Below are 21,851 nucleotides of genomic sequence, written 5' to 3' on the forward strand. Positions count from 1 at the left end.
AAACCTCACTTACGCAATAAAAAAGCCGGCTCAACCACGGCCGGCAAACGGCATGGCAGTGGCCATGACGGTCATGTTCAGGACGTTGGCCGACAGGGGCAGACCGGCGATGTAGCGCACGGCGTCGGCGACATGCTTGACGTCGACCATCGGCTCCACGGCGATGCTGCCGTTGGCCTGGCGCACGCCTTTGGTCATGCGCACCGACATTTCGGTCAAGGCATTGCCGATATCGATCTGACTGCAGGCGATATTGAATTCCCGACCATCCAGCGCCAGTGATTTGGTCAATCCCAATACCGCGTGTTTGCTGGCGGTGTATGCGCTGCTGAAAGGACGGGGGGTGTGGGCCGAAATCGAACCGTTATTGATGATGCGGCCACCCTGTGGCTGTTGCCGGCGCATGAGCCCGAACGCGCCACGGGCGCAGAGAAAAACCCCGTTGAGGTTGGTGTCGATCACGTTTCGCCACTGCTCGAACGTCAGGTCATCCAGCGGCACGGCGGGGGCATTGACCCCGGCGTTGTTGAAGACCACGTCCAGGCGTCCGTAGACTTCGGCAATGGTTGCAAACAGCTGATCGACACTGGCGGGGTCGCGTACATCGGTAGGCACCGCCAGGGCTTCGCGGCCTTCGCTGGCCGCCAGATCGACCAACGCCTGCAAGGGTTCGGGCCGGCGCCCGGCCAGCACCAGGGTGTATCCGTCGGCCAGCAGGCCCAGGGCTACGGAACGGCCGATCCCGCTGCCGGCGCCGGTCACCAGGGCCACTTTCAAGGATTGAGTGTCAGACATTTTGTTGTTCTCCTTTTTCCAATCACTTAAGGACAGACTCAAGGCCGTGGGCCGACGCGCATTTCGAGTTGGCCAATGCCGTCGATCCCGGCGCTGATGACGTCGCCGGGTTGCAAGACATCGACGCCGGCGGGGCTGCCGGTCATGATCAGGTCGCCGGCCTTGAGTGTTACGGATTGCGAGATTCGGCTGATGACTTCACTCACCGACCAGATCTGGCTGTCGAGACGATCGCGCTGGCGTTCTTCACCGTTCACGCTCAACCATAATTCCCCTTCGAGCCGACCGGTCCGAGTGACCGGCATAATGGCGGTCATCGGTGCGGCGCCGTCAAACACCTTGGCACCTTCCCATGGCAAACCGTCGCGCTTGGCCAGGCGCTGTACGTCACGACGGGTCAGATCCAGGCCGGCGGCGTAGCCCCAGACATAGGCCAGCGCCTGGCTCTCGGGGATCTGCGCGCCGCCTTCGCCGATGGCCACGACCAGCTCGATTTCATGGGCGAACTCTTCGGTCAGCGACGGGAAGATCACTTCGCCGGCAGCGTCGACGACACTGCTGGCCGGTTTCATGAAGAACACCGGTGGCTGGCGCGGCTGGCCCAGGGTGTCCGGCCACGGGTAGTTGCGGCCGACGCAAAAGACGCGTCCGACGGGAAAGCGTTGCTCGCTGCCGACAATTGGCAAGGTCACTGGCAGATCCGGGGTAAAGACGTATTCGGTCATGTTCATCCTGCTGGAAGTCCTGTGTGAGAGTGCAGCGTACGGCGGCAATCGCTGGCGAAGTTGGACGAAAGCCGCCTCCAATTGGAGAAAACAGTTGTTCTGGCTTCAGCGCGTTTTCAACTCGATGCGGTACAGGCGACCGAGCAGCAATGAGTAGGAGAGAGTGCCGATCAGCGCCACGGCGCCGATGAACCAGAACGCCCAGGCGAACGAGCCGGTGGCGTGGACGATGGCGCCAATCACGATCGGGGTGACGATCCCGCCAATGTTGGCGGCCAGGCTGGTGATCCCGCCGGTCAGCCCGATCAGTTCCTTGGGCGCCACCTCCGACACCGCCGCCCACGAGGACGACGCGATGCCCTGAGCGAAAAAGGCAATGGTCAGCACGGCGATGCAGATGACGTTCGAGTCGGTGAAGTTCACCAGCACGATCGACATGCCCAGCATCGATCCGACCACCAGCGGCAGTTTCCGGGCGAAGGACATTGAGTAGCCACGACGGATCAGCAGGTCGGACACGATGCCGGCGAGCAGGATGCCGACCGTTGCGCCCACAAAGGGCATCACGGCAAAGATCCCGGCCTTGATCGTGGTCAGATGGCGTTCTTCAATCAGATAGGTCGGGAACCAAGTGAGGAAGAAGTACAGCGCCGAGGTGCTGGCGAACTTGCCGATGCAAATGGCCCAGACCTGGCGATAGCTGAACAGCTCGGCGATCTGCCGCCAGTTGAAACGAGTACGTTCCTGGCTGCTCTTGACCAGCCCGCCGCCGGCCTCGATGTATTTCAACTCTTCTTTGCTGACCTTCTTGCAGTTCAGCGGATCGCGATACAGATACAGCCACAGCACCCCGAAAACGATACCGAGCGCGCCGGTGCTGTAGAAGACATGGCGCCAGTCAAAGGTTGTGGCCAGCCACAGCAGGGCGCCGGTAAACAGTGCCGTGCCCAGGTACTGCCCGCAGACGTAAATGCTGCTGGCCAGTCCCCGTTCCCGCGCCGGAAACCATACGGTCACCGCACGGCTGTTGGCCGGAAATGCCGGCGCTTCCATCGCCCCGACGGCCAGGCGCAGACCGAACAGCGAAGCGAATCCCGTGGCGAAGCCTTGAAACACCGTGACGGTCGACCAACTGATCAGGGAAACCCCGTAGGTGAAGCGTGAGCCGAAGCGGTCGGCGATAAATCCGGCCGGCACCAGAGCGAGTGCGTAGGTCCAGGCAAAGGCAGAGAAGATCAGCCCCATTTCAATTTTGTCCAGGCCCAGGTCCTTGGCCATGAACGGAGCGGCAATCGAAATATTCACCCGGTCGATGTAATTGATGATCGTCGCAATCAGCAGCAGCGAGAGCATGAACCAGCGTCGCCGCGTCGGCAGTCGCCGGGATGACACGGCGTCCCTGTCGGCGGCAATCAAAGGGGGCGCGGTGGTTTGAGAGGTGTGCGAATTCGACATGAGTGGACCTCGTTATTGTTAGAAGTGTCGAGTTATTTGCGGACAGCCGACGCCGTTGCCCGCAGTCCGGGGGCAAGGCAATCGCAGTTGAAACGAATGGCACAAACGGCCAGGGTCAGACGTTCAGGGACGTCTTCCGGCTGGCATCGTCGGTAAAGGGTGGGGAGGGGCGGCGGGGAGCAATAGCGGATTCATGACGTGCGCACCTTCTGTTGTTTTTGAAAGAGGTTGGGCGTGGGAAATACAGTGGTCGTACAACCTTTCGAAATCAATCAGGGTGTTAGATCATTTTTTCCGGAGAAGGGCGCGTCGGATAAACCTGTCCAAAAAAATCCACACAGTGAATTTTTCCGGATGCTCTCTGGTTTGTTTTCTATCCGACTGTTTTTAAACGGAAAAAACAATGACTTTGCGGTCGCGTTTTTTGGACAGTGATCATTGGCAGTGGCGGTGTAGAAAAAACACTGAGTCTGGTGTCATCGTATGACTGCTTGAAGGGTCGGCGACGAACCTTCAAGATGAACCACGCCGATTACTCGGCAACGCCAGGAAAACCTGCCCAAGTACCTGTCGAGGATGCTCAACAAATGACGTCACAATGCCGTGTGCCCACCTACGTCATGCAGCAACGCAGCGAGATGATGGATTTCTATATTCGTGACAAAAAAGGTCGCCGCGCCGAGACCAGCCCGCATCGACACGAATACTTCCAGATCCAGATCAACCTCGGCGGCGACACGGTGCAGCACATTGGCAATGCGGTTCGACCATTTCCGCGTAACGCACTGGCATTCATCCTGCCGCACCGCGTGCACGTGATTCCGCATCCGGCGGACAGCAATTTCATGGTGATCAACTTTTCCCAGACCTTTCTGTTGCCGCATTTGCAGTGCGACCCGATGGATCTGGAGGAGGTATCGATTCTCCTGGCGCCCGAACTGTCGCCGTTTCGCTTTCAAGAGCATCTGGATTTCATACTGGGGGATGAGGACTTCAACGAGGTCTGTGGCTTGATCGAACAGATGCGCGGCCTGGACGAGAATCGTCAGTTCGGTACACGCGAAGTGCTCAAGGGATTGCTGCTGCAACTGGTGGGCAAGGTGTGCGTCCTGTATGCCGAACCACTCAAGCGCCTGGCAGAAGAGAATGCCGCGCAAGCCAGTCGGCGGGATGCACTGAGCCGGATGTTCGAGTATCTGCGCAAGAACATTGCCGACCCCGATCTCAATCTGATCAAGGTCGCGGCGGCGACCTATCTGTCACCGACCTATCTCACGCACTGGCTGCGCAAGGAAATCGGCAAGACCTTCACCGAGCTGGTACTGGAGCGCAGAATGCACGCGGCACGCAATTACCTGCTCAATGGAACCCGGCCAGTGGGCGAGGTGGCGAGGCTGTGTGGTTTTGCGGATGAAGCTTATTTCTCCCGACGTTTTCGCCAGATCCACGGCCAGCCACCTGGACAGTTCCGCCGTCGGCAACTGGACCCCGACACCCCGCAGTCACCTGTGGAGGCCTGATCGGCTAATGCGACGAAACATAATCCGAGGACGACGTCGGCGCAGGCAACGCGTACGTTGCCTTCATCCACTCGATCTCCGCTTGCGGCGTTCGGCCGAAGAAGCGTTTGAACTCGCGGCTGAACTGCGAAGCGCTTTCATAGCCGACACTGAACGCCGCCGCTGACGCAGTCATGGCGTGGCGCAACATCAAAAGTCGCGCCTGATGCAGACGTGTCGACTTCAGGTATTGCATGGGCGAGGCGTCCGTCACGCTGCGAAAATGCAGGTGAAAACTGGGCACGCTCATGCTCGCTTCGCGGGCCAGTTGCTCGACGTCAAGACGCTCCTGATAGCTGCTGTGGATCTTGCGGATCGCCCGCGTCACCTTGCCGAAGTGGCCCTGTCGATTGAGTGCGGCGCGCATCGAGCCGCCTTGTTCGCCGGTCAGGATGCGGTAGTAGATTTCCCGCAACAGCGACGGCCCCAATATCTGCGCCTCACCCGCAATACTCATGGCTTCGAGAAAGCGCAGTGTCGATGCGCGCAGGCGGTCGTCCATCGGCGAGGCGAACATGCCCTTGGGTGGCGCATCACTCGGGCCGTGAACCTCATCCACTTGCTGCATCAGCTCACTGGCCACCTGGAAATCGAGTTGCATGTAGATCGCGAGCATCGGTTCGGCTTCCGAGGCATCGGTCTCCATGGTGAAGGGAATCGGAACCGACACCACCAGGTAATGCTGGGCGTCATAGACGTAGATGTCATCGCCCAGATACCCGCGTTTCTGTCCCTGACAGAGAATCACGATGCCGGGGTCGTACAGCACCGGCGTGCGGGTCAGTGGTCGGTTCGAGCGCAGGAAGCGTACGCCCTCCAACGCACCGAGGTTATAGCCCTCGACCGGAGCCAGCGTTTCCATGAGCTGCACCATGCGCGAAGTGCTCGGGTCGGCCTGTTTCATCGGGTTCTCTCTGTGGGCCGTTCAATGGTCGGTGGAGCGGCTCAGCGTTTCCCATTGATCGATCTCGCTGGCGGCGCGTTTCAACTTGTCGCGCACCAGGTTCAATGCATCGCTGCCCAGCAACAGATGCGCTGGCGGAGCAGGGCTGGCGATGATCTGCAACATCGCCAGCGCCGCTTTGCGCGGATCACCGAGTTGCTTGCCGCTTTTGTCTTCGCGGGCCTTGCGCACCGGATCGAAACTGGCGTCATAGTCGGCGATGCTGCGCGGCGTGCGCTGCATCGAACGACCGGCCCAGTCGGTTCGAAATGAACCCGGTGCGACGGCGGTCACGAAGATATTGAACGGCGCCAGTTCCTTGCTCAGGGTATCGGAGATGCCTTCGAGCGCAAACTTGCTGCCGCAGTAGTACGCGATACCCGGCATGGTGATTGTGCCGCCCATCGACGTGATATTGAGAATATGGCCCGCCCGCCGCTGGCGAAAGAACGGCACAAACGCCTTGGTCACCGCGACCGCGCCGAACACATTCACGTCGAACTGGCGGCGCATGTCCTCCAGTGGCGATTCTTCGAAAATGCCTTCGTGGCCGTAGCCGGCGTTGTTGACCAGCACATCGACCGGACCGTGGGTCGCTTCGACGGTCGCCACGACGCCTTCGATGCGGTCGAAGTCCGTGACATCCAGCAGCACGCCGTACGCGTTGCCGCTGGACAGCGCCTGAAAGGCTTGCAGGTCGGCTTCGTTGCGGACGGTACCGATGACGCGGTGGCCGGCAGCCAGCGCTTCCTTGGCCAGCGCGTGGCCGAAGCCGCTGCTGACGCCGGTGATGAAGAGGGTTTTGGTGGTGGTCATGACGGGCTCCAGTGAATGCGGTTTCAGCTCATGGTATCCATCGAAGAAACACTCACCTATGTCGGTTTGTCTTTGATCATTGCCTATTCCTATCAACGGGGCGAGATGACGGCCGATGAACTTTTTGCGTAGCTCCAGGCATCCAGGCTGGAACAGACCGCAACCGCTGATATCCTGCGCAACAACCGCCGATGAGCCAGGACGAAATGAAGACATCAACCCGTTGGCCCGCAGACGATAACGAGTTGGCGCAATTGCGCGCGTTCAACCGCAAGCTTGCCCGGCTGCCGCGCTTTCGTATCCGCAATCGCATCACGCCACGGGCGATTCAGTTGCTGTTGCGACTAAGCCAATTGGGCGGCGCAAGAAAGTTGCTCAAGCACGGGCTCGAGGCCGAGCGAAAAGTGGTGGGTGTCGACGGCGCATCAGTGCCGGTGCGGATTATTCGGCCAAAGACAAAGGCCAAAGGTGTGGTGCTGGATATTCATGGTGGAGGCTGGGTCATCGGCAACGCGCAGATGAACGACCCCCTCAACGTCGCCATGGTGAAAGCCTGCGACGTGGCAGTGGTTTCGGTCGACTATCGGCTTGTGGTCTCGACTCCGATCGAGGGCGCCATGCAGGACTGCCTCACGGCGGCCCGCTGGATGCTGAGCGATGACTGCCGCGAGTTTGCGAACCTGCCCGTCATCGTCGTGGGCGAGTCGGCAGGCGGCCACCTCGCCGCCGCGACCCTGCTGCAACTCAAACAGTGGCCGGACCTGCTCGAACGGGTGAGCGGGGCGCTGCTGTATTACGGCGTCTACGACCTTACCGGAACCCCCAGCGTACGCAGCGCCGGGCCCGATACCTTGCTGCTGGACGGGCCGGGGATGGTTGAAGCGCTGCAAATGCTCACTCCGGGATTGAACGAGGAAGAACGCCGGCAGGCGCCGTTGTCACCGCTGTACGGTGACTTCACCGGTTTTCCGCCAGCGTTGATGTTCGCTGCGGAACTGGATCCGCTCAGGGATGACACGCTTGAGTTGGCTGAACGTTGGGGCAGAGCGGCGGAAGTGGAGGTGCACCTGTTGCCGGAAACCGCACATGGTGTGATTCATTTTCCGCTGGGGTTGGCGGGGAGGGTGCTCGGGTATAGTCGTGCGTGGGTTGCGGGGCGGCTTGTTGAGGGGTGAGCCATCGACCCTCACTCAGCCGCCACCTTGAATTGCTCGAGAATAAGTTCAGCCAAAGTCCGTACAGGTTCGGTGAAACTTCGCCGAGGCCTGTGCACCAGTCCGATATCACGATGGAAAGTATGCTGGCCCAGATCGAGCGCCCGCACCCCTGACGGCCATTGCTGATGGGTGGCCGTCTGCGGCACGAGCGCGACCCCTACGCCATTCTCCACCAGCCTGATGATGGCCTCCAGCTCATCCAGCTCAGAGACTTCACGCAAAGTGAAATGCATCTGTCGCAGGAAACGATCGACCTGCCTGCCGCCGAATGAAGAGCGGTCATAGCGAATGAACGGCAGGCATGAGAGCAGTTCGATCCAGTCTTCTCCCGGTACGTCCTTGGGCACGATCAGACGGTAGGGTTCAAGCGCCAGTGTGGTCCAGCGCAGATCGCTTTGAAGCGAGAAGGGCGGCCGAATGATCGCCGCCATGTCGATTTCGCCAGTATCCACCAGGTTCACCAGCTCCATGGAAAGACCGGGCACGACACGCGTTCGGCATTCCGGGCACTGCTGGTGAAACCTGGCGAGTGCGTCCGGGAGAAACGATCGCTGGACTGAGGCGATTGCGCCGACGTTGACCAGAATGCGGGTGGAAAGACCAACGGTGGTCGATCCCAGGTTGTCGTAAAGACGAAGCAGCTCCTGCGCCTGAAGCAGGACTTGCTGGCCCATCCTGTTGAGGTGGGCCGAGCGTCCTTTTCTGTCGAATATTTCAAAGCCAAGTTCGGCTTCCAGACGTTGAATCTGGGCGCTCACCGCTGCCTGGGTGAGGCCGATCCGGTTGCCGGCCGCAGCGAAAGTGCCTTCCCGGGCGACGGCAATAAGGGTCTTGAGTTCTTTGATCATTCACAAATATTAGTTGTGTTTCTGAGAAATATATATTGATTTTTTTGCTGTCAGTGTCGCCCTACGATGTGCTCATCAACCACAAAAAACGTATCGGAGTCCTGATGAGCCTTTCACCCTTTCACCTCGCCATCCCCGTTTACAACCTGGCCGCAGCCCGCACTTTTTACGGTGAAGTCTTCGGCCTGGAAGAGGGGCGTTCCAGCAACCAGTGGGTCGACTTCAACTTTTACGGGCACCAACTGGTGATTCACGAGCACCCGAAAACCGCGTCTCAGGAAAGCGTTCACAGCAACCCGGTCGACGGGCACGACGTTCCTGTTCCTCACTTCGGCATCATCCTGGGATGGGAAGAGTGGGAAGCGCTGGCAGAGCGCCTCAAGTCTTTCGGTACCGAATTTGTGATCAAACCTTACATTCGATTCAAAGGACAGGTTGGCGAGCAAGCCACCATGTTCCTGTTCGACCCTTGCGGCAATGCCCTCGAATTCAAGGCCTTCAAGGATATGAGTCAGCTCTTCGCCAAGTAAGAAACGCAATGGCACAACGGCGTTGTGCCATTTGATCTCAAGTGAGCTGGAAGCTCATGACTCTAGCAACTGCCGATTGATGCAGTCCTTTCATTCCAACAAGAAGGCTAGACATGAAACGTATTCCCCTGGTGTGGCAAATCGTTGCCGGGCTGTTGCTTGGCGTGCTCGTTGGTTGGTACTTCAACACCCATCCGCAGTATCAGTCGTGGGTCAGTGCGGAGATCCTGAAACCACTTGGCGATATCTTCATCAAGATGATGAAGATGGTGGTCGTGCCCATCGTGTTCTGTTGCATGATCCTGGGTATCGCCGGTGGCGGGGATAACAAGTCGTTCGGCCGGATGGGCATCAAGTCGCTGGGCTATTTCTTTGCGATCACCGGCCTGGCCATCGTGATCGGCCTGTGTTTCGCGAACCTCTTCGAACCCGGTACGGGCACCGATATTTCGGGCATCGCACACGGTGCTGCCGCCATCACGATGGAGCCTTCGAAGGGCGCGCTCGTGATTGTGCAAAACATCGTTCCGGATAACGTTCTGGTGGCGATGTCCGAGGCGAAGTTGCTTTCTGTGCTGTTCTTCGCGGTGTTGTTCGGTGTCGCGCTCAACGCATTGCCCAGGGAGAAAAGTGCACCTGTGGTTGCGCTGGTCCAAGGCATTTCGGATGCGATGTTCAGGATCGTCTCGATCGTCATGGCCTATGCCCCGATAGGGGTGTTCGGCATGATCGGTGCGACCGTCGCTACCTTCGGTTTTGCCTCGTTGTTGCCCCTGCTCAAGTTGATTGGTGTGGTTTATCTGGCGCTGATCGTCTTCGCATTGGTAGTGCTCGGAGGAATCAGTTACCTGATCGGCGAGAACATCTTCAAGTTGATCAGGTATTTCCGCGACGAGTTGATTCTTGCGTTCTCCAGTGCTGCCTCTGCAGCGGTCATGCCGCAGTTGATGAGCAAGCTGGAGAACTACGGCGTACCACGGCGCATTGTCAGTTTTGTGGTGCCAGTGGGGTACGCGTTCAACCTCGATGGAGCGTCGATCTTCCTCGGCGTGGCGACAATTTTCATCGCCCAGCTTTATGGAATCGATCTGTCGCTTTCTCAGGAAATCCTGCTGGTGGTGACCATGGTGCTGACCTCCAAAGGTGCTGCCGGGGTGCCTGGATTCGCCATCGTCATCCTGTCGGCCACGTTGGCGTCTGCCGGTCTCCCGCTGGAGGGCGTGGCACTGATCGCCGGCATCTTCAGGATTATCGACAGCGGCACCACCACCCTGAATGTGTTGGGCAATGCGATCGCGCCCCTGGTGATCGCCAAATGGGAGAGGGTGACTCTTGAGCCTTCGCGCACCCGCCCGGACGTACAAAAGGCCTGACGATCACAAGGAGCACTGACGGCGCTGCACGAGTAAACGCCTGCTGATGTACAGGCGATTTTTTTTCATCAAGTTACTAGACGACCGGTCTGATATTGAGGGTATGCAACATGATTGATAACAGTCGCAACACGGATCTTTTTTCTCCCATGCAAATGGGCGCCCTGCAATTGACCAACCGGATTGTCATGGCGCCCGTGACCCGCAGCCGGATGGCTGAAGACGGCGTTCCGAACGAGTTGCACGCTACTTACTACGCACAGCGCGCGAGTGCCGGCTTGATCATTGCCGAAGCGACAAACATTTCGGCGCAGGGACGTGGCTACGCCATGACGCCGGGGATCTGGTCGGACGCGCAGGTGGCGGGCTGGAGAAAAGTCACGGACGCCGTCCATGCCGCAGGTGGCAGGATTGTCAGCCAGTTGTGGCACGTGGGGCGTTTTTCCAGCGTCGAGTTACAGCCCGACGGTGCCGCTCCCGTTGCGCCCTCGGCGATCAAGGCAGAAGGCAGCACCTACACCGAGAACGGCTTTGTCGAAGTGTCGACGCCCCGGGCGCTGGAGACGTCGGAGATTCCCGGCATCATTGAGCAATACAAGCGCGCCGCTGAAAATGCCAGGCGTGCCGGTTTTGATGGCGTGGAGGTTCATTCGGCGAACAGCTATCTGCTCGACCAGTTTCTGCGTGACTCGACCAATCAGCGCACTGACCGGTACGGCGGCACCATTGAGAACCGCGCCCGACTGACCCTTGAAGTCACTGAAGCGGTGATTTCGATCTGGGGCAGCGACCGCGTCGGCATTCGTCTTTCGCCGGTAACGCCCGATGCCGGAAACACGCCTCCCGACAGCAATGTCATGGCGACTTACGGATATCTGATTCAGCAGTTCAACCGACTCAATCTGGCCTATCTGCACTTCGTCGAAGGCGCCACCGCGACCTCGCGCACGGTTCCTGATGGCGTTGATCTGGATGCATTGAGCGCGCAGTTCGAAGGCCCCTTCATCGGCAATAACAACTACGACCTCGAGATGGCACTGGAGCGCCGGGCGCAGGGCCGGATTGACGCGGTGGCGTTCGGGCGCCTGTTCATTTCCAACCCCGACCTCGTGGAGCGCCTGCGTCGGGGCACCGAACTGACCATCGCGCCACGCGAGAGCTACTACGGCGGCGGCGCCAAGGGCTACACCGACTGGCCAACGGCTGACCATTGATTTGTGCGCCCTGAACCGGATCGGCGCAGGGCGGATTGATTGAAAAAACATTCACAGCAAACAGGAGTTCATCATGAGTCATCCAACTTACGTGCAGGAATACAACGCAATCGTCGAAGTGCTCAGCCAGTACAACGAAGGGGGAGCGAAGGCTGACAGCGCCTTAATGAAGCCCGCATTCAATGCTCAGGCGACCATGTTCGGGGTTGACGACGGCAAGCTCGTCGGCGGCGCGATCCAGAATCTGTATGACGTCATCGACAGCGCGTTCCGTCCATCCCCCGAAGCCGAAGCCGCCATCGTTCGCATCGACATCGTCGGCACGGTTGCGAGTGCCCGGGTCGATACCGACAATGTGTCAGGGTTTCGTTTCACCGACTTCTTCAACCTGCTGAAGGTGGACGGCAAGTGGACGATCATCAGCAAGATCTACCACACCCACCCGAGCGTCTGAGCCCTCGTCGTCTGCCCCGACAACACCGGGGCAGCACGGATTACGCCTGATCCATCGCCTCAGTCAGCCCCTGATCCTCACCCAGAAACCCGCCACTCTGATGCTGCCAAAGCCGCGCATAGGTGCCGTTCTTGGCCAGCAGTTCGGTGTGGGTGCCTTGCTCGATGATGCGCCCCTCATCCATGACAATCAGTCGGTCCATCGCGGCAATCGTCGACAGTCGATGGGCAATGGCGATCACGGTCTTGCCCTGCATCATTTCATCGAGGCTTTCCTGGATGGCGACTTCGACTTCCGAGTCCAGGGCGCTTGTCGCTTCGTCCAGTAGAAGGATCGGCGCGTTTTTGAGCATTACCCGGGCGATGGCGATGCGTTGGCGCTGGCCACCGGAAAGCTTGATGCCGCGTTCGCCCACCAGCGTGTCATAGCCGGTGTGGCCCTGACGGTCGCTGAGCTGGTTGATGAAGCCGTCGGCTTGGGCATTGGCCGCCGCGCGCTGGATCTGTTCGTCGGTGGCGTCCGGTCGGCCGTAGGCGATGTTGTCGCGAATCGAGCGGTGCAGCAGGGAGGTGTCCTGAGTGACCATGCCGATCGCGCTGCGCAGGCTGTCCTGCGTTACTTTTGCGATGTTTTGACCGTCGATGCGAATCTCGCCGCGATCGACGTCATAGAAGCGCAGCAGCAGGTTGATCAGCGTGGATTTACCGGCACCGGAACGTCCCACCAGACCGATCTTTTCGCCCGGCTGGATACTCAGGCTCAAGCCGTCGAGCACCTGGCGTTCGCCGTTGTAGTTGAAGCTCACGTTGTCGAATTCCACGGCGCCGCCGGAAGGCACCAATACGCCGGCGTCCGGCGCATCCTGCACCTTGGGGCCTCGGGTCAGGGTGTCCATGCCGTCCTGCACCGTGCCAATGTTCTCGAACAGCGACGTCATCTGCCACATGATCCAGTGCGACATACCGTTGATGCGCAACGCCATGGCCGTGATCGCCGCCACGGCCCCGGTGCCGACTTCGCCCTGATGCCACAGCCACAAGGCGTAGCCGCCGGCGCCCATGATCAGCCCGACCACCAACGCCTGATTGACGATCTCGAACTGGCTGACCAGACGCATCTGGCGGAAACCGGTCTGCTTGAAGTCCTCCATTGCCGCCCGCGCAAAGTGCGCTTCACGTTTGGAGTGGGAGAACAGTTTCACGGTGGTGATGTTGGTGTAGGCATCCGAAACCCGGCCCGTCATCGATGACCGTGCATGGGCCTGTTCCTGCCCGACCTGGCCCAGGCGTGGCACGAAATACAGCATCGCCAGCCCGAACAGTGCGACCCAGGCAATGAACGGCAGCATGAGTTTCAGGGCGAAACCGCCGGCCAGGGCGATGATCGCAATGAAATAGACGCCAATGCCCGGTGCGATCTCGATGACGGTGAACAGCACTTCGCGCACGGCCAGTGCGGTCTGCATCACCTTGGTCGTGACCCGGCCGGAAAACTCATCGGAAAAGAATGAAAGGCTCTGCCGCAGCATCAGCCGATGAAAATCCCAGCGCAGACGCAACGGCAAATTGATAGCCAAGACCTGATGCTGAACCATGGTGCGCAGCGCCACCAGCCCGACACTGGTCAGCAGCACGAGGCCGATGCCCCACAGCACGCGGCTCTCCTGGCCATTTGCATCACCGCCGGCCTGCCAGGCCGAAAGCAGGTCCACGACCTGACCCAGAAAGGAAAACAACCAGGCTTCGTAGATCGACACACCGGCACTGAGCAGCGCCAGCGCGAGGATATAACCGCGAGCGCCACGGGTGCAGGCCCACAGGAACCGCGCCAGACCGACCGGCGGTGGCGGCGCTTCGTCGGGCGGGAAGGGGTCGAGCCGTTGTTCAAACAGGCGAAGCATTGGGGGTCTCCGAATTCATCAGTTGCGGGGATTCTGCCACTTATCGATCACATTGAGGGGCTGCAGGTTCAGTGCATGATCTTTTGAGGGAAAACCCTCATTGTTGTAACGCTGACGCCTTACTAGCATGAACTCCGACGTTGACCCACTCGATGGAGAGCACCATGGCTACCACGCAGACTGACGACAAGCGCCCAACCCCCGATCCGGCTGAGGACAACGCGTTTTTCCCCTCGCCGTATTCCCTCAGCCAGTTCACTTCGCCCAAATCCGATCTCAGTGATGCCGAGTACCCCAACCGTTACAAGGGCGGGCGCTGGAAGGTCCTGATGATCGGCGCGGACGAGCGCTATCTATTGACCGACAACGGCACCATGTTTTCCACGGGCAATCACCCGGTTGAAACCCTGCTGCCGATGTATCACCTGGACAAGGCCGGTTTCGGCTTCGACGTCGCGACGCTGTCGGGCAATCCGGTCAAGTTCGAATTCTGGGCCATGCCCTCCGAAGACGCCGAAGTGAAGGGCTTCTATGAGCAATATCGTGATCAGTTCAAGCGTCCGCTCAAGCTGTCCCAAGTGATCGAAGAAGCGCTGGGCGAGGACTCGGATTACATCGGCGTGTTCATTCCCGGCGGCCACGGTGCGCTGATCGGCCTGCCGGAAAGCGAGGACGTGAAGAAAGTCCTGCAATGGGCCGTCGCCAAGGACAAATTCGTCATTACTCTGTGCCACGGCCCGGCGGCGCTGCTGGCGGCCGGCCTCGGTGAAACAAAAGATTCATGCATCTTCAATGGCTACCGGATTTGCGCCTTTCCCGATGTCCTGGACGCGACAACCCCCGACATCGGTTACATGCCCGGCCACCTGACCTGGAAGTTCGGCGAGCAGTTGCAGGCGCTCGGTGTGGAAATCACTAACCAGGACATTTCCGGGGCCACGCTTCAGGATCGCAAACTGCTGACCGGTGACAGTCCGCTGGCGGGCAACGCGCTGGGCAAACTGGCGGCGGCCGCGCTCCTCAAAGAGGTCACGTCGGGGTGAGCTCCGGACCTGCCGAGGCACTCTTGCGCGCCGCCCTCGACATCGAGGCGGCGCCCACGCTAGTGGCGATCCAGAAGGCCGTTCGCGGTTTTGCCGGGGCCTATGGTTACAATCGGTTCGTCCTGTTCTCCGCCACCTCGGCGTCGGAGGACGTGGTCGAGCGCATTTACTGGGTGGAGGGCGACTGGTTTTGTGATGGCACTGGCGTCGACGCCGAAACCTACGTTCAGCGCTGCCCAGTAACTCGCCACCTGTTGGACGCCCGCGAATCGTTCTTCTGGAGCAAGGTGCAGGAGGAGAGCGGCGAACTTTATCGGCTGGTTCGCGTGCCCAGTGGCCCGGGCGTGCATGGATTGCAGATTCCGGTCTTCGGCCCGCAAGGGCTTGAAGGCGCCATGAGCCTGGGCGGCGAACAGATCGATGCCTCGGCGCGGGTTCGTCTGGCGTTGGGCATGCTCGCCACGGTGGCGTTTCACTCGGCACGACGCTTGCTCGAAGCGCCGCTGGACGAGACAGCCGGGAAACTCTCGACCCGTGAGCGCGAAGTGCTGGCGTGGGTCGCCGCCGGTCGGCGACAGGCCGACATTGCTGCCACGCTCGGCTTGTCCGGCCGTACAGTGGAAAATCACCTGCGTTCGGCCCGTCGGCATCTCGGCGTGGCCACCACCGCCCAGGCCATCAAAATTGCCATTCGCAAAGGGGAAATAAAGGGGTGAGGTTCTCACTCTGCCGGTGCCGTGCTTGAACGACCATGCAAAACTCCTATCATGCAAAGGGCCTGCGCCGGCTGTCTGTAACCGGCGCCGCCCCCTACGTTTTTTAGAGAGATCGATCCTCGTGGAGTCTTTTCCGGACGCATTGCACGAATCCCTCACGACCCAATTCATTTTCGGTCCGTTCTGTGTCGTTCCAGGCAAACGGCTGCTGACCCGCAACGGGGTGGCGGTCGAGATCGGCGGGCGGGCGCTGGATCTGCTAATCGCCTTGCTCGAGCAACCGGGGCGCGTGCTGTCCAAATACGACCTGATCGACAAGGTTTGGCCCGACAGCGTGGTGGCCGAAGGCAGCCTGCGTTTTCACATGACCGGCCTGCGGCGGATTCTCGGGGATGGCGAGGAACAGGCGCGTTACATCGCGACCCAGGTCGGCGTGGGTTATGCCTTCGTCGCGCCGCTGGAAAGAAAACAGACCGCTGTTCAACCGGCGCCCATCGCGCCCCGAGCCACTGATGGCGTTTGCAGTCTGCCGCCCCGGGCCAAACTGATCGGCCGCGAGACCGACCTGCAACTGGTCATCGACCATATGCAGCAACCAAGGCTGTTCACCATCGTCGGCCCCGGCGGCGTCGGCAAGACCAGCCTGGCCATCGAAGTGGCGCACCGCATCGCCGCCCAGGGTTATGAGCGCGTCAGTTTCGTCGATTTGGCGCAAGTGGAAGACTGCGCGCTGGTGCCGTCGGCGCTGGCCCGATCGCTGGACATCCCGGTGCAGGCGGAAGACCCGATGTTTGTACTGCTCGCGCATTTGCGTGAGCAGCGGCTGATGCTGGTGATCGACAACTGCGAACACCTTATCGACGCGGTGTCGACGCTCCTGGAGCAGATCAGCGACACCGCGCCGGAGGTCGGGGTTCTGGCCACCAGTCGCGAGCCGCTGCGGGTGCGTGGCGAACACGTGCACTGGCTCAATCCGCTGGAATTTCCCCGTGAGCCGCAACACCTCTCGGTTGCGGAGTTGCTGGCATTTCCGGCCATCAAGCTGTTTGTCGAACGTGCATCGTCGAGCAACGCCGCGCTGCTGCTGGAAGCGGACGGAGGGCAAATGATTGCGGACATTTGCCAGCGGCTGGAGGGCATGGCGTTGCCGATCGAACTGGCGGCGATGCGGGTTGCCAGCCACGGACTGAAGGCCACCCACGCGCTGCTCGGCGAGCGTTTTTCGCTGGGCTGGTCGGGTCGCAGGACGGCGGTGCCGCGCCATCAGACCCTGCGCGCCATGCTCGACTGGAGTTATGACCTGCTGTCGCTGCAGGAGCGCTTGGCGCTGGAGCGGTTTTCGGTCTTCGTCGGGCCGTTTTCCCAGGAAGCCGCCGCTCAGGTGGTGGCCGAATCACAACACGAAAGCGCTGCAGCGGCTGCGATCCTCGATGATCTGGTGTGCAAAGGGCTGGTCACGGTCGATCACAGCGACTCGACGGATTCGTATCGCTTGCTGGAGATGACGCGTGCCTACGCCCGGGAAAAACTGGCGGCGCGGGGAGAGGCCGAGGTCAATGCGCTGGCGTTCCGGCACGCGGCGTTTTACATGGATCTGCTCGGCCATCTGGGGACTGCGCCCGACGAAATTTTCCGCCACTCGGCGCGTCTGGCCAGCCAGTTGGGCAACGTTCGCGGTGCGCTGGAATGGAGCTTCGGCCCCCACGGCGATCCGGGACTGGCGTTGCCGCTGGCGGCTGCGAGCGCGCCGTTGTTCCTTCATTTTTCCTTGCTGGTCGAGTGCCGCACCTGGTGCTCCCGGGCGGTGGAGCTGCTGGAACTGGGGTACTACGGCACGCCCACCGAAATGGAACTGCAAGCCGCGCTCGGCCTGGTGCTGATGTTCACCCGAGGCAACAGTGAAGCCGCTGAAAAGGCCTTGCTCCGGGCGCAGGACATTGCCGTCGCGCTGAACGACTACGGCTCTCAGCTGAGGTTGCTGGGCCGCTTGCAGATCTTCTACGAACGCATCGGTGATTTCCCTTCGTCGCTGGCCTGGGCGGAGCAGGCCGCTGTGGTCGGCAATATCCTCAACGAGCCCGCCGCCATCGCGATTGCCGCATCGCTGACCGGGATTTCCCATCATCTGCTCGGCAATCAGCGTCTGGCTCGCCAGGAACTGGAAAGTTCGTTGCGCAACAGTTTGCCGTCCCATCCCAGCAACACGATTTACTACGGCTTCGATCACCGCAATCGCACGGGCCTGGCGCTGGCGCGGTCACTCTGGCTGCAAGGCTATCCCGATCAGGCCCGGCGCTTGGCCGAGCAGATCGAGGCCGAAGCATTCGCGCTGCAGCATCCGGTCACTTACTGCATCGCCATGGTCTGGATCTTGTGCATCTATATCTGGACCGGTGATCTGGCGAAGGCCACCGCGAGCCTCGAGCGGTTCAGCGCCATCGCCGAAACCAACGCACTCGGCCCTTACATTGCCGCCTGCCACGGGTTGCGAGCGGCGATCGCCATCCGCGCCGAGGAACCCGGCGAAGCAGTTGCCATGCTGGAGGAAAGTCTGGCGCGGTTGCGGGGCATGCGTTACGAACTGCTCACGACCTCATTCGAAATCGCACTGGCCGAAGGCCTGATGCTGGCGGGTCAACACCCAAAGGCACTGACCCTGGTCGACAGCACCATCGATCACTGCCGCCGAAGCGGTGATGCCTTTGCGCTGCCGGAATTACTGCGAATCAAGGCCGGTATTCTCAAGGTCATCCAGGCCGATGATGAGCAGGCCATGTTGGCGGTTCTTGAGGATTCCATTGCGCTGAGCCGCGAGCAGGGCGCCTGGGCGTGGGAGTTGCGGTCATCGATGGATCTGGCCCGGTTCTGGCTTGAACAGGGTCAACCGGATCAGGCCCGGACGTTGCTCGGTGCCTGCCGCGAGCGGGCTTCGGAAGGCTTCGACAGTCTTGATCTGCGTCGGCTGGAAAGCTTCTGGCAGAGCCTGCCCGCTACTCCGGCGTAATGAGCGCGGCCATTTTCACCAGGTCCGCCAGCGAACGGGCCTTCATCTTGCGCATCACTTTGCCGCGATGGGCCTTGACGGTGATTTCGCTGATGTTGAGGTCGGCGGCAATCAGCTTGTTCAACCGCCCGCTGACCACCGACGCCATGATTTCCTGCTCGCGCGGCGTCAGGGTCTTGTAGGCCTCAAGCAGTGCGCGCAGATTCTTTTCCCCCTCAAGCGCCACGCGACTGCTTTGCAGCGCATCGGCCATGGCGCTGAGGATCACCTCGTCGTTGAACGGTTTGGTCAGAAACTCCACCGCGCCGGCCTTCAGGGCCCGCACCGTGCGCGGAATATCGCCGTAGCCGGTGATGAAGATGATCGGCATGTTGTGGCGTTCATCGGCCAGGGCGGTCTGCAGATCCAGGCCGCTCAGGTCGGGCAGGTTGATGTCCAGCACCAGGCAACTGGGCACCAGCGCCCGGGGCGCGTCGAGAAAATCCTGCGCGGACTCGAACAGCCGTGGCTGCCATCCGGCGAAGCGGATCATCAGCTCCAGCGACTCGCGCACGGAAATGTCGTCATCGACAACGAATACGACGGGCGTGACATCACTCATCGGTAATGCTCCACGGGAAGGGGCGATTGCGTTGTTCGCGTTCAACATGTCGATTCCTTGTTCTGTTCGGCTTCACGCTCAGTCGAGGGGCAGGGCGGCGCTCAGGGCCTTGAGCAATTGGGCTTCGCTGAACGGTTTGAACAGGCACTCCACGGCGCCACTGTTCAGCAGCTTCGCCTGTTCGCTGGCGTCGCCGTGCGCGGTGATGAAAATCACCGGAATGCGATAGTCACGCCGAAGCAGCTCCCGTTGCAGATCAGGTCCCGACATGCCGGGCATGGCCACGTCGAGAATCAGGCAATGGGTCAGATCCAGATAGGGCGATGCCAGAAACGCTTGGGCCGAGGCAAACGCCTGGACGGCGAAGCCGAACTCCTTGATCAGGTCCGGCAGTGATTCACGAACCGATTCGTCGTCATCGACCACCGATACGAGCAAATGCGTACCCATCAATCATTCTCCACGGTGCGATCGGCGAGGTCGCGGTTATCGGTTTGCGGCAAGTCCGTCGAATGCGGGATGGCAAAGGTAAACGTCGTACCCGGGCCGTCGTTGGCGCTGGCCCACAGCTTCCCATCGTGGCGCTCGATGATCGAGCGACTGATGGACAGACCGACCCCCATGCCCGAGCTTTTGGTGGTGTAGAACGCATTGAAAATGCGCTCGATGTCCTGCGGATCGACGCCGTTGCCGCTGTCTTTCACCGCCAGGTAAACGCTCTCGTCCGAGCCCAGACCGGTGCTGACGATCAATTGCCGGGGCCGGCCATGGATTGCACTCATGGCCTCGGCGGCATTCATGATCAGGTTGAGGATCACCTGCTGCAGCTGGACCCGGTCGCCCCTGACCAGCGGCAGGGCTTCGGCAAATTGCGGATGAAGCACCACGCCGTTGCGTTGCAGTTCGCCCAGCAGCATGGCGATGACTTCCCGTGCCGCGTCATTCAGATTGACGTTTTCAAGGGTGATGCTTTTCTTCGAGAACAGCGCCCGCAGTCGATTGATCACATCGGCCGCGCGGTTGCCGTCGCGAATGGTGCGGCGCGCGGTTTCCCTGGCGCCATCGACATTCGGCGGGTCGGCGCCGAGCATGCGCAGGCAGGTGCTGGCGTTAGTGATGATGCCGGCCAGCGGTTGATTGACCTCGTGGGCAATCGACGCCGTGACCGCGCCAAGGCTGGCGACCCTGGCCAGGTGCGTCAGTTCCGAGCGCGCCTTGCTCAAGACCTCTTCGGCGAGCCGGCGCTGGGTGATGTCCTGCAGGGCGGCGATGTATTCGAAGCCATCGGGCGCATGGGCGATCGAGTGCGCCACCAGCCGCACGTATTTCACCGTGCCGTCGGGCATCAGCAGCCGGTGCTCGTGTTCGAAGTCGCGCCCCTTGCGGCGCTGGCGCTTGATCATCTCCCGATGGCTGGAGATGTCGTCCGGGTGCACGCGGCGATAGATCGCCTCGAAGCCGGGCGGGGTGTCCGGGTCCAGTTCAAGGATGCGGTAGACCTCGTCCGACCAGGTGATCTCGTCGGTGCTCACCCGCCAGGAAAACGTACCGGTGGCGCTCAGGCGTTGGGCCTTGGCCAGAAAGACTTCCGCCCGTTTGCGGTCTTCGATGTCGGTGTTTTCGCCATACCAGCGCACGATCCGCCCCGTGTCATCACGCTGGGGCACGGCGCGGATCAGGAACCAGCGGTAAACGCCATCGAAGCGCTTCAGTCGGGCCTCGTACTCGCCAGCGCTGCCCGATTGCAGAATCCCTTGCCAATAAACCGCCAGGCCCGGCGCGTCGTCGGGGTGGATGGACGCCGTCCAGCCGTCACCGCAAGCTTGTTCGACGGACATGCCGGTGTAGTCGCACCAGCGCTGATTGACGAAGCCGACGTTGCCTTCCGGCGAAGCGCTCCAGACAAACCCGGGAACGGCGTCGATGATCCCGCGCAGACGTTCTTCCGACGCGCTGACTTCGGCCAGGGCACTGGCGATCAAGGCCTTGTCCCGGCGGCGCTCATCGATATCGACCTGCAGCACGCACCAGCGCGTGATGGTGCCTTCGCTGTCTCTGATCGGCAGGCCGCGCACATGGAACCAGCGATAGACACCGTCGGCGCGGCGAATCCGGTGCTCGTTCTCATAGGGCGTGCCGGTACTGACCGAGTGCATCCAGGCAGCGATGACCGAGGGCAGGTCGTCCGGATGCACGGTCTCGCTGGCCTGCCAGTTTTTCAGTTCATGGAGCGGGGCGCCGATGTACTCCATGATTTGCCGGTTCACCTGTTCCAGCTCACCGGACGGCGTCATGAAGGCGACCATGGCCGGGATGCTGTCGATGATCGAGTCGATCCCCGGCGCCGGCATGACCGCGTCACCCGCGCGGCCTGGACCGTCCTCGATGACGCGCTCCTGCTCGTTCGTCATACCGATTCTCATTGTGTGCAGTCACCGTTGAACAAAGATGCGCCTTCGGATGGCACTCGCCCATCATACTTTGGTGTCGCCCGTGGCGAATATCGGCCGACATTGCACACTGCGATGGGCATCACAGGTGGCGCTTTTGTAAGCCACTGTATCTACGCCCCCCCAAGCCATACAAGGATGCAAACGGACCTGTCTGCGAAAACGCGTGGATACATCCGCCGCGCAGCCTTGGCCCTGGTTTCAACGT

19 protein-coding genes are annotated in these 21,851 nt (G+C 60.7%); 9 read left to right on the plus strand and 10 right to left on the minus strand.

The genetic code is table 11. The features are described from left to right. Positions 1-30: 30 nt before the first annotated feature. The 3 genes from ACEN93_RS00065 to ACEN93_RS00075 form a co-directional block, all read right to left on the minus strand. Entirely contained in the window at positions 31-795 is a 765-nt protein-coding gene (locus ACEN93_RS00065) for an SDR family oxidoreductase (protein WP_495610816.1), read from the minus strand. Positions 796-833: 38 nt separating this feature from the next. Then, entirely contained in the window at positions 834-1,526 is a 693-nt protein-coding gene (locus ACEN93_RS00070) for a fumarylacetoacetate hydrolase family protein (protein ID WP_064595595.1), read from the minus strand. Positions 1,527-1,625: 99 nt separating this feature from the next. Further along, entirely contained in the window at positions 1,626-2,975 is a 1,350-nt protein-coding gene (locus tag ACEN93_RS00075; RefSeq protein ID WP_064595597.1) for an MFS transporter, read from the minus strand. Positions 2,976-3,562: 587 nt separating this feature from the next. Here ACEN93_RS00075 and ACEN93_RS00080 point away from each other — a divergent pair. Further along, a complete protein-coding gene (locus ACEN93_RS00080) occupies positions 3,563-4,495 on the plus strand; it encodes a helix-turn-helix transcriptional regulator (protein ID WP_445433076.1) in 933 nt (310 codons plus the stop codon). 4 nt (positions 4,496-4,499) lie between these two features. Here the strand turns inward: ACEN93_RS00080 and ACEN93_RS00085 are convergent, their stop codons facing one another. Both ACEN93_RS00085 and ACEN93_RS00090 read right to left on the minus strand, forming a co-directional pair. Then, the gene (locus tag ACEN93_RS00085; RefSeq protein WP_323151376.1) at positions 4,500-5,438 is read right to left on the minus strand and encodes an AraC family transcriptional regulator; all 939 of its coding nucleotides are present in this window, start codon (positions 5,436-5,438) and stop codon (positions 4,500-4,502) included. Between the two features lie 21 nt (positions 5,439-5,459). After that, positions 5,460-6,293, minus strand: coding sequence for an oxidoreductase (locus ACEN93_RS00090; protein ID WP_039771007.1), 834 nt, complete (start codon positions 6,291-6,293; stop codon positions 5,460-5,462). 206 nt (positions 6,294-6,499) lie between these two features. Between ACEN93_RS00090 and ACEN93_RS00095 the strand changes: the two genes are divergently transcribed. After that, positions 6,500-7,468, plus strand: coding sequence for an alpha/beta hydrolase (locus ACEN93_RS00095; protein ID WP_495611530.1), 969 nt, complete (start codon positions 6,500-6,502; stop codon positions 7,466-7,468). Between the two features lie 11 nt (positions 7,469-7,479). Here the strand turns inward: ACEN93_RS00095 and ACEN93_RS00100 are convergent, their stop codons facing one another. Beyond that, positions 7,480-8,358, minus strand: a complete 879-nt coding sequence (locus ACEN93_RS00100; protein ID WP_495610817.1) for a LysR family transcriptional regulator — start codon at positions 8,356-8,358, stop codon at positions 7,480-7,482. 104 nt (positions 8,359-8,462) lie between these two features. Here ACEN93_RS00100 and ACEN93_RS00105 point away from each other — a divergent pair, with 104 nt between their 5' ends. The 4 genes from ACEN93_RS00105 (at position 8,463) to ACEN93_RS00120 (ending at position 11,929) form a co-directional block, all read left to right on the plus strand. Then, entirely contained in the window at positions 8,463-8,888 is a 426-nt protein-coding gene (locus tag ACEN93_RS00105) for a VOC family protein (protein WP_039771195.1), read from the plus strand. A gap of 113 nt (positions 8,889-9,001) precedes the next feature. Then, positions 9,002-10,261, plus strand: coding sequence for a cation:dicarboxylate symporter family transporter (locus tag ACEN93_RS00110; protein ID WP_495610818.1), 1,260 nt, complete (start codon positions 9,002-9,004; stop codon positions 10,259-10,261). Positions 10,262-10,371: 110 nt separating this feature from the next. After that, positions 10,372-11,475, plus strand: coding sequence for an alkene reductase (locus tag ACEN93_RS00115; RefSeq protein ID WP_495610819.1), 1,104 nt, complete (start codon positions 10,372-10,374; stop codon positions 11,473-11,475). Between the two features lie 73 nt (positions 11,476-11,548). After that, positions 11,549-11,929 carry a nuclear transport factor 2 family protein gene (locus tag ACEN93_RS00120; RefSeq protein ID WP_414881531.1) on the plus strand — a complete coding sequence of 127 codons (381 nt, stop codon included), beginning with the start codon at positions 11,549-11,551 and terminating at the stop codon, positions 11,927-11,929. A gap of 40 nt (positions 11,930-11,969) precedes the next feature. On the opposite strand, the gene ACEN93_RS00125 is transcribed toward ACEN93_RS00120, so the two are convergent. Continuing rightward, the gene (locus tag ACEN93_RS00125) at positions 11,970-13,829 is read right to left on the minus strand and encodes an ABC transporter ATP-binding protein (protein WP_495610820.1); all 1,860 of its coding nucleotides are present in this window, start codon (positions 13,827-13,829) and stop codon (positions 11,970-11,972) included. A gap of 164 nt (positions 13,830-13,993) precedes the next feature. On the opposite strand from ACEN93_RS00125, the gene hchA reads away from it, so the two are divergent. From hchA to ACEN93_RS00140, 3 genes are all read left to right on the plus strand, one after another. Beyond that, complete coding sequence (hchA, locus tag ACEN93_RS00130; RefSeq protein WP_074690713.1) at positions 13,994-14,872, plus strand: glyoxalase III HchA; 879 nt, start codon at positions 13,994-13,996, stop codon at positions 14,870-14,872. Further along, a complete protein-coding gene (locus ACEN93_RS00135) occupies positions 14,869-15,588 on the plus strand; it encodes a PA1136 family autoinducer-binding transcriptional regulator (protein WP_103386297.1) in 720 nt (239 codons plus the stop codon). Before hchA ends, ACEN93_RS00135 begins: the two co-directional genes overlap by 4 nt. Before the next feature lie 121 nt (positions 15,589-15,709). Then, positions 15,710-18,592 (plus strand): ATP-binding protein, encoded by a 2,883-nt coding sequence (locus ACEN93_RS00140; protein ID WP_495610821.1) that lies wholly within the window; start codon positions 15,710-15,712, stop codon positions 18,590-18,592. Here ACEN93_RS00140 and ACEN93_RS00145 read toward each other — a convergent pair. The 3 genes from ACEN93_RS00145 to ACEN93_RS00155 form a co-directional block, all read right to left on the minus strand. Next, a complete protein-coding gene (locus tag ACEN93_RS00145; protein WP_495610822.1) occupies positions 18,579-19,193 on the minus strand; it encodes a response regulator transcription factor in 615 nt (204 codons plus the stop codon). The genes ACEN93_RS00140 and ACEN93_RS00145 overlap by 14 nt on opposite strands. 78 nt (positions 19,194-19,271) lie before the next feature. Further along, the gene (locus tag ACEN93_RS00150; RefSeq protein WP_039771030.1) at positions 19,272-19,643 is read right to left on the minus strand and encodes a response regulator; all 372 of its coding nucleotides are present in this window, start codon (positions 19,641-19,643) and stop codon (positions 19,272-19,274) included. Next, on the minus strand, positions 19,643-21,604 hold the full coding sequence (locus ACEN93_RS00155) for a PAS domain-containing sensor histidine kinase (protein ID WP_235375911.1): 1,962 nt from the start codon (positions 21,602-21,604) through the stop codon (positions 19,643-19,645). Before ACEN93_RS00155 ends, ACEN93_RS00150 begins: the two co-directional genes overlap by 1 nt. Between the last annotated feature and the right edge of the window lie 247 nt (positions 21,605-21,851).

The organism is Pseudomonas sp. Pseusp21, from assembly GCF_059492145.1.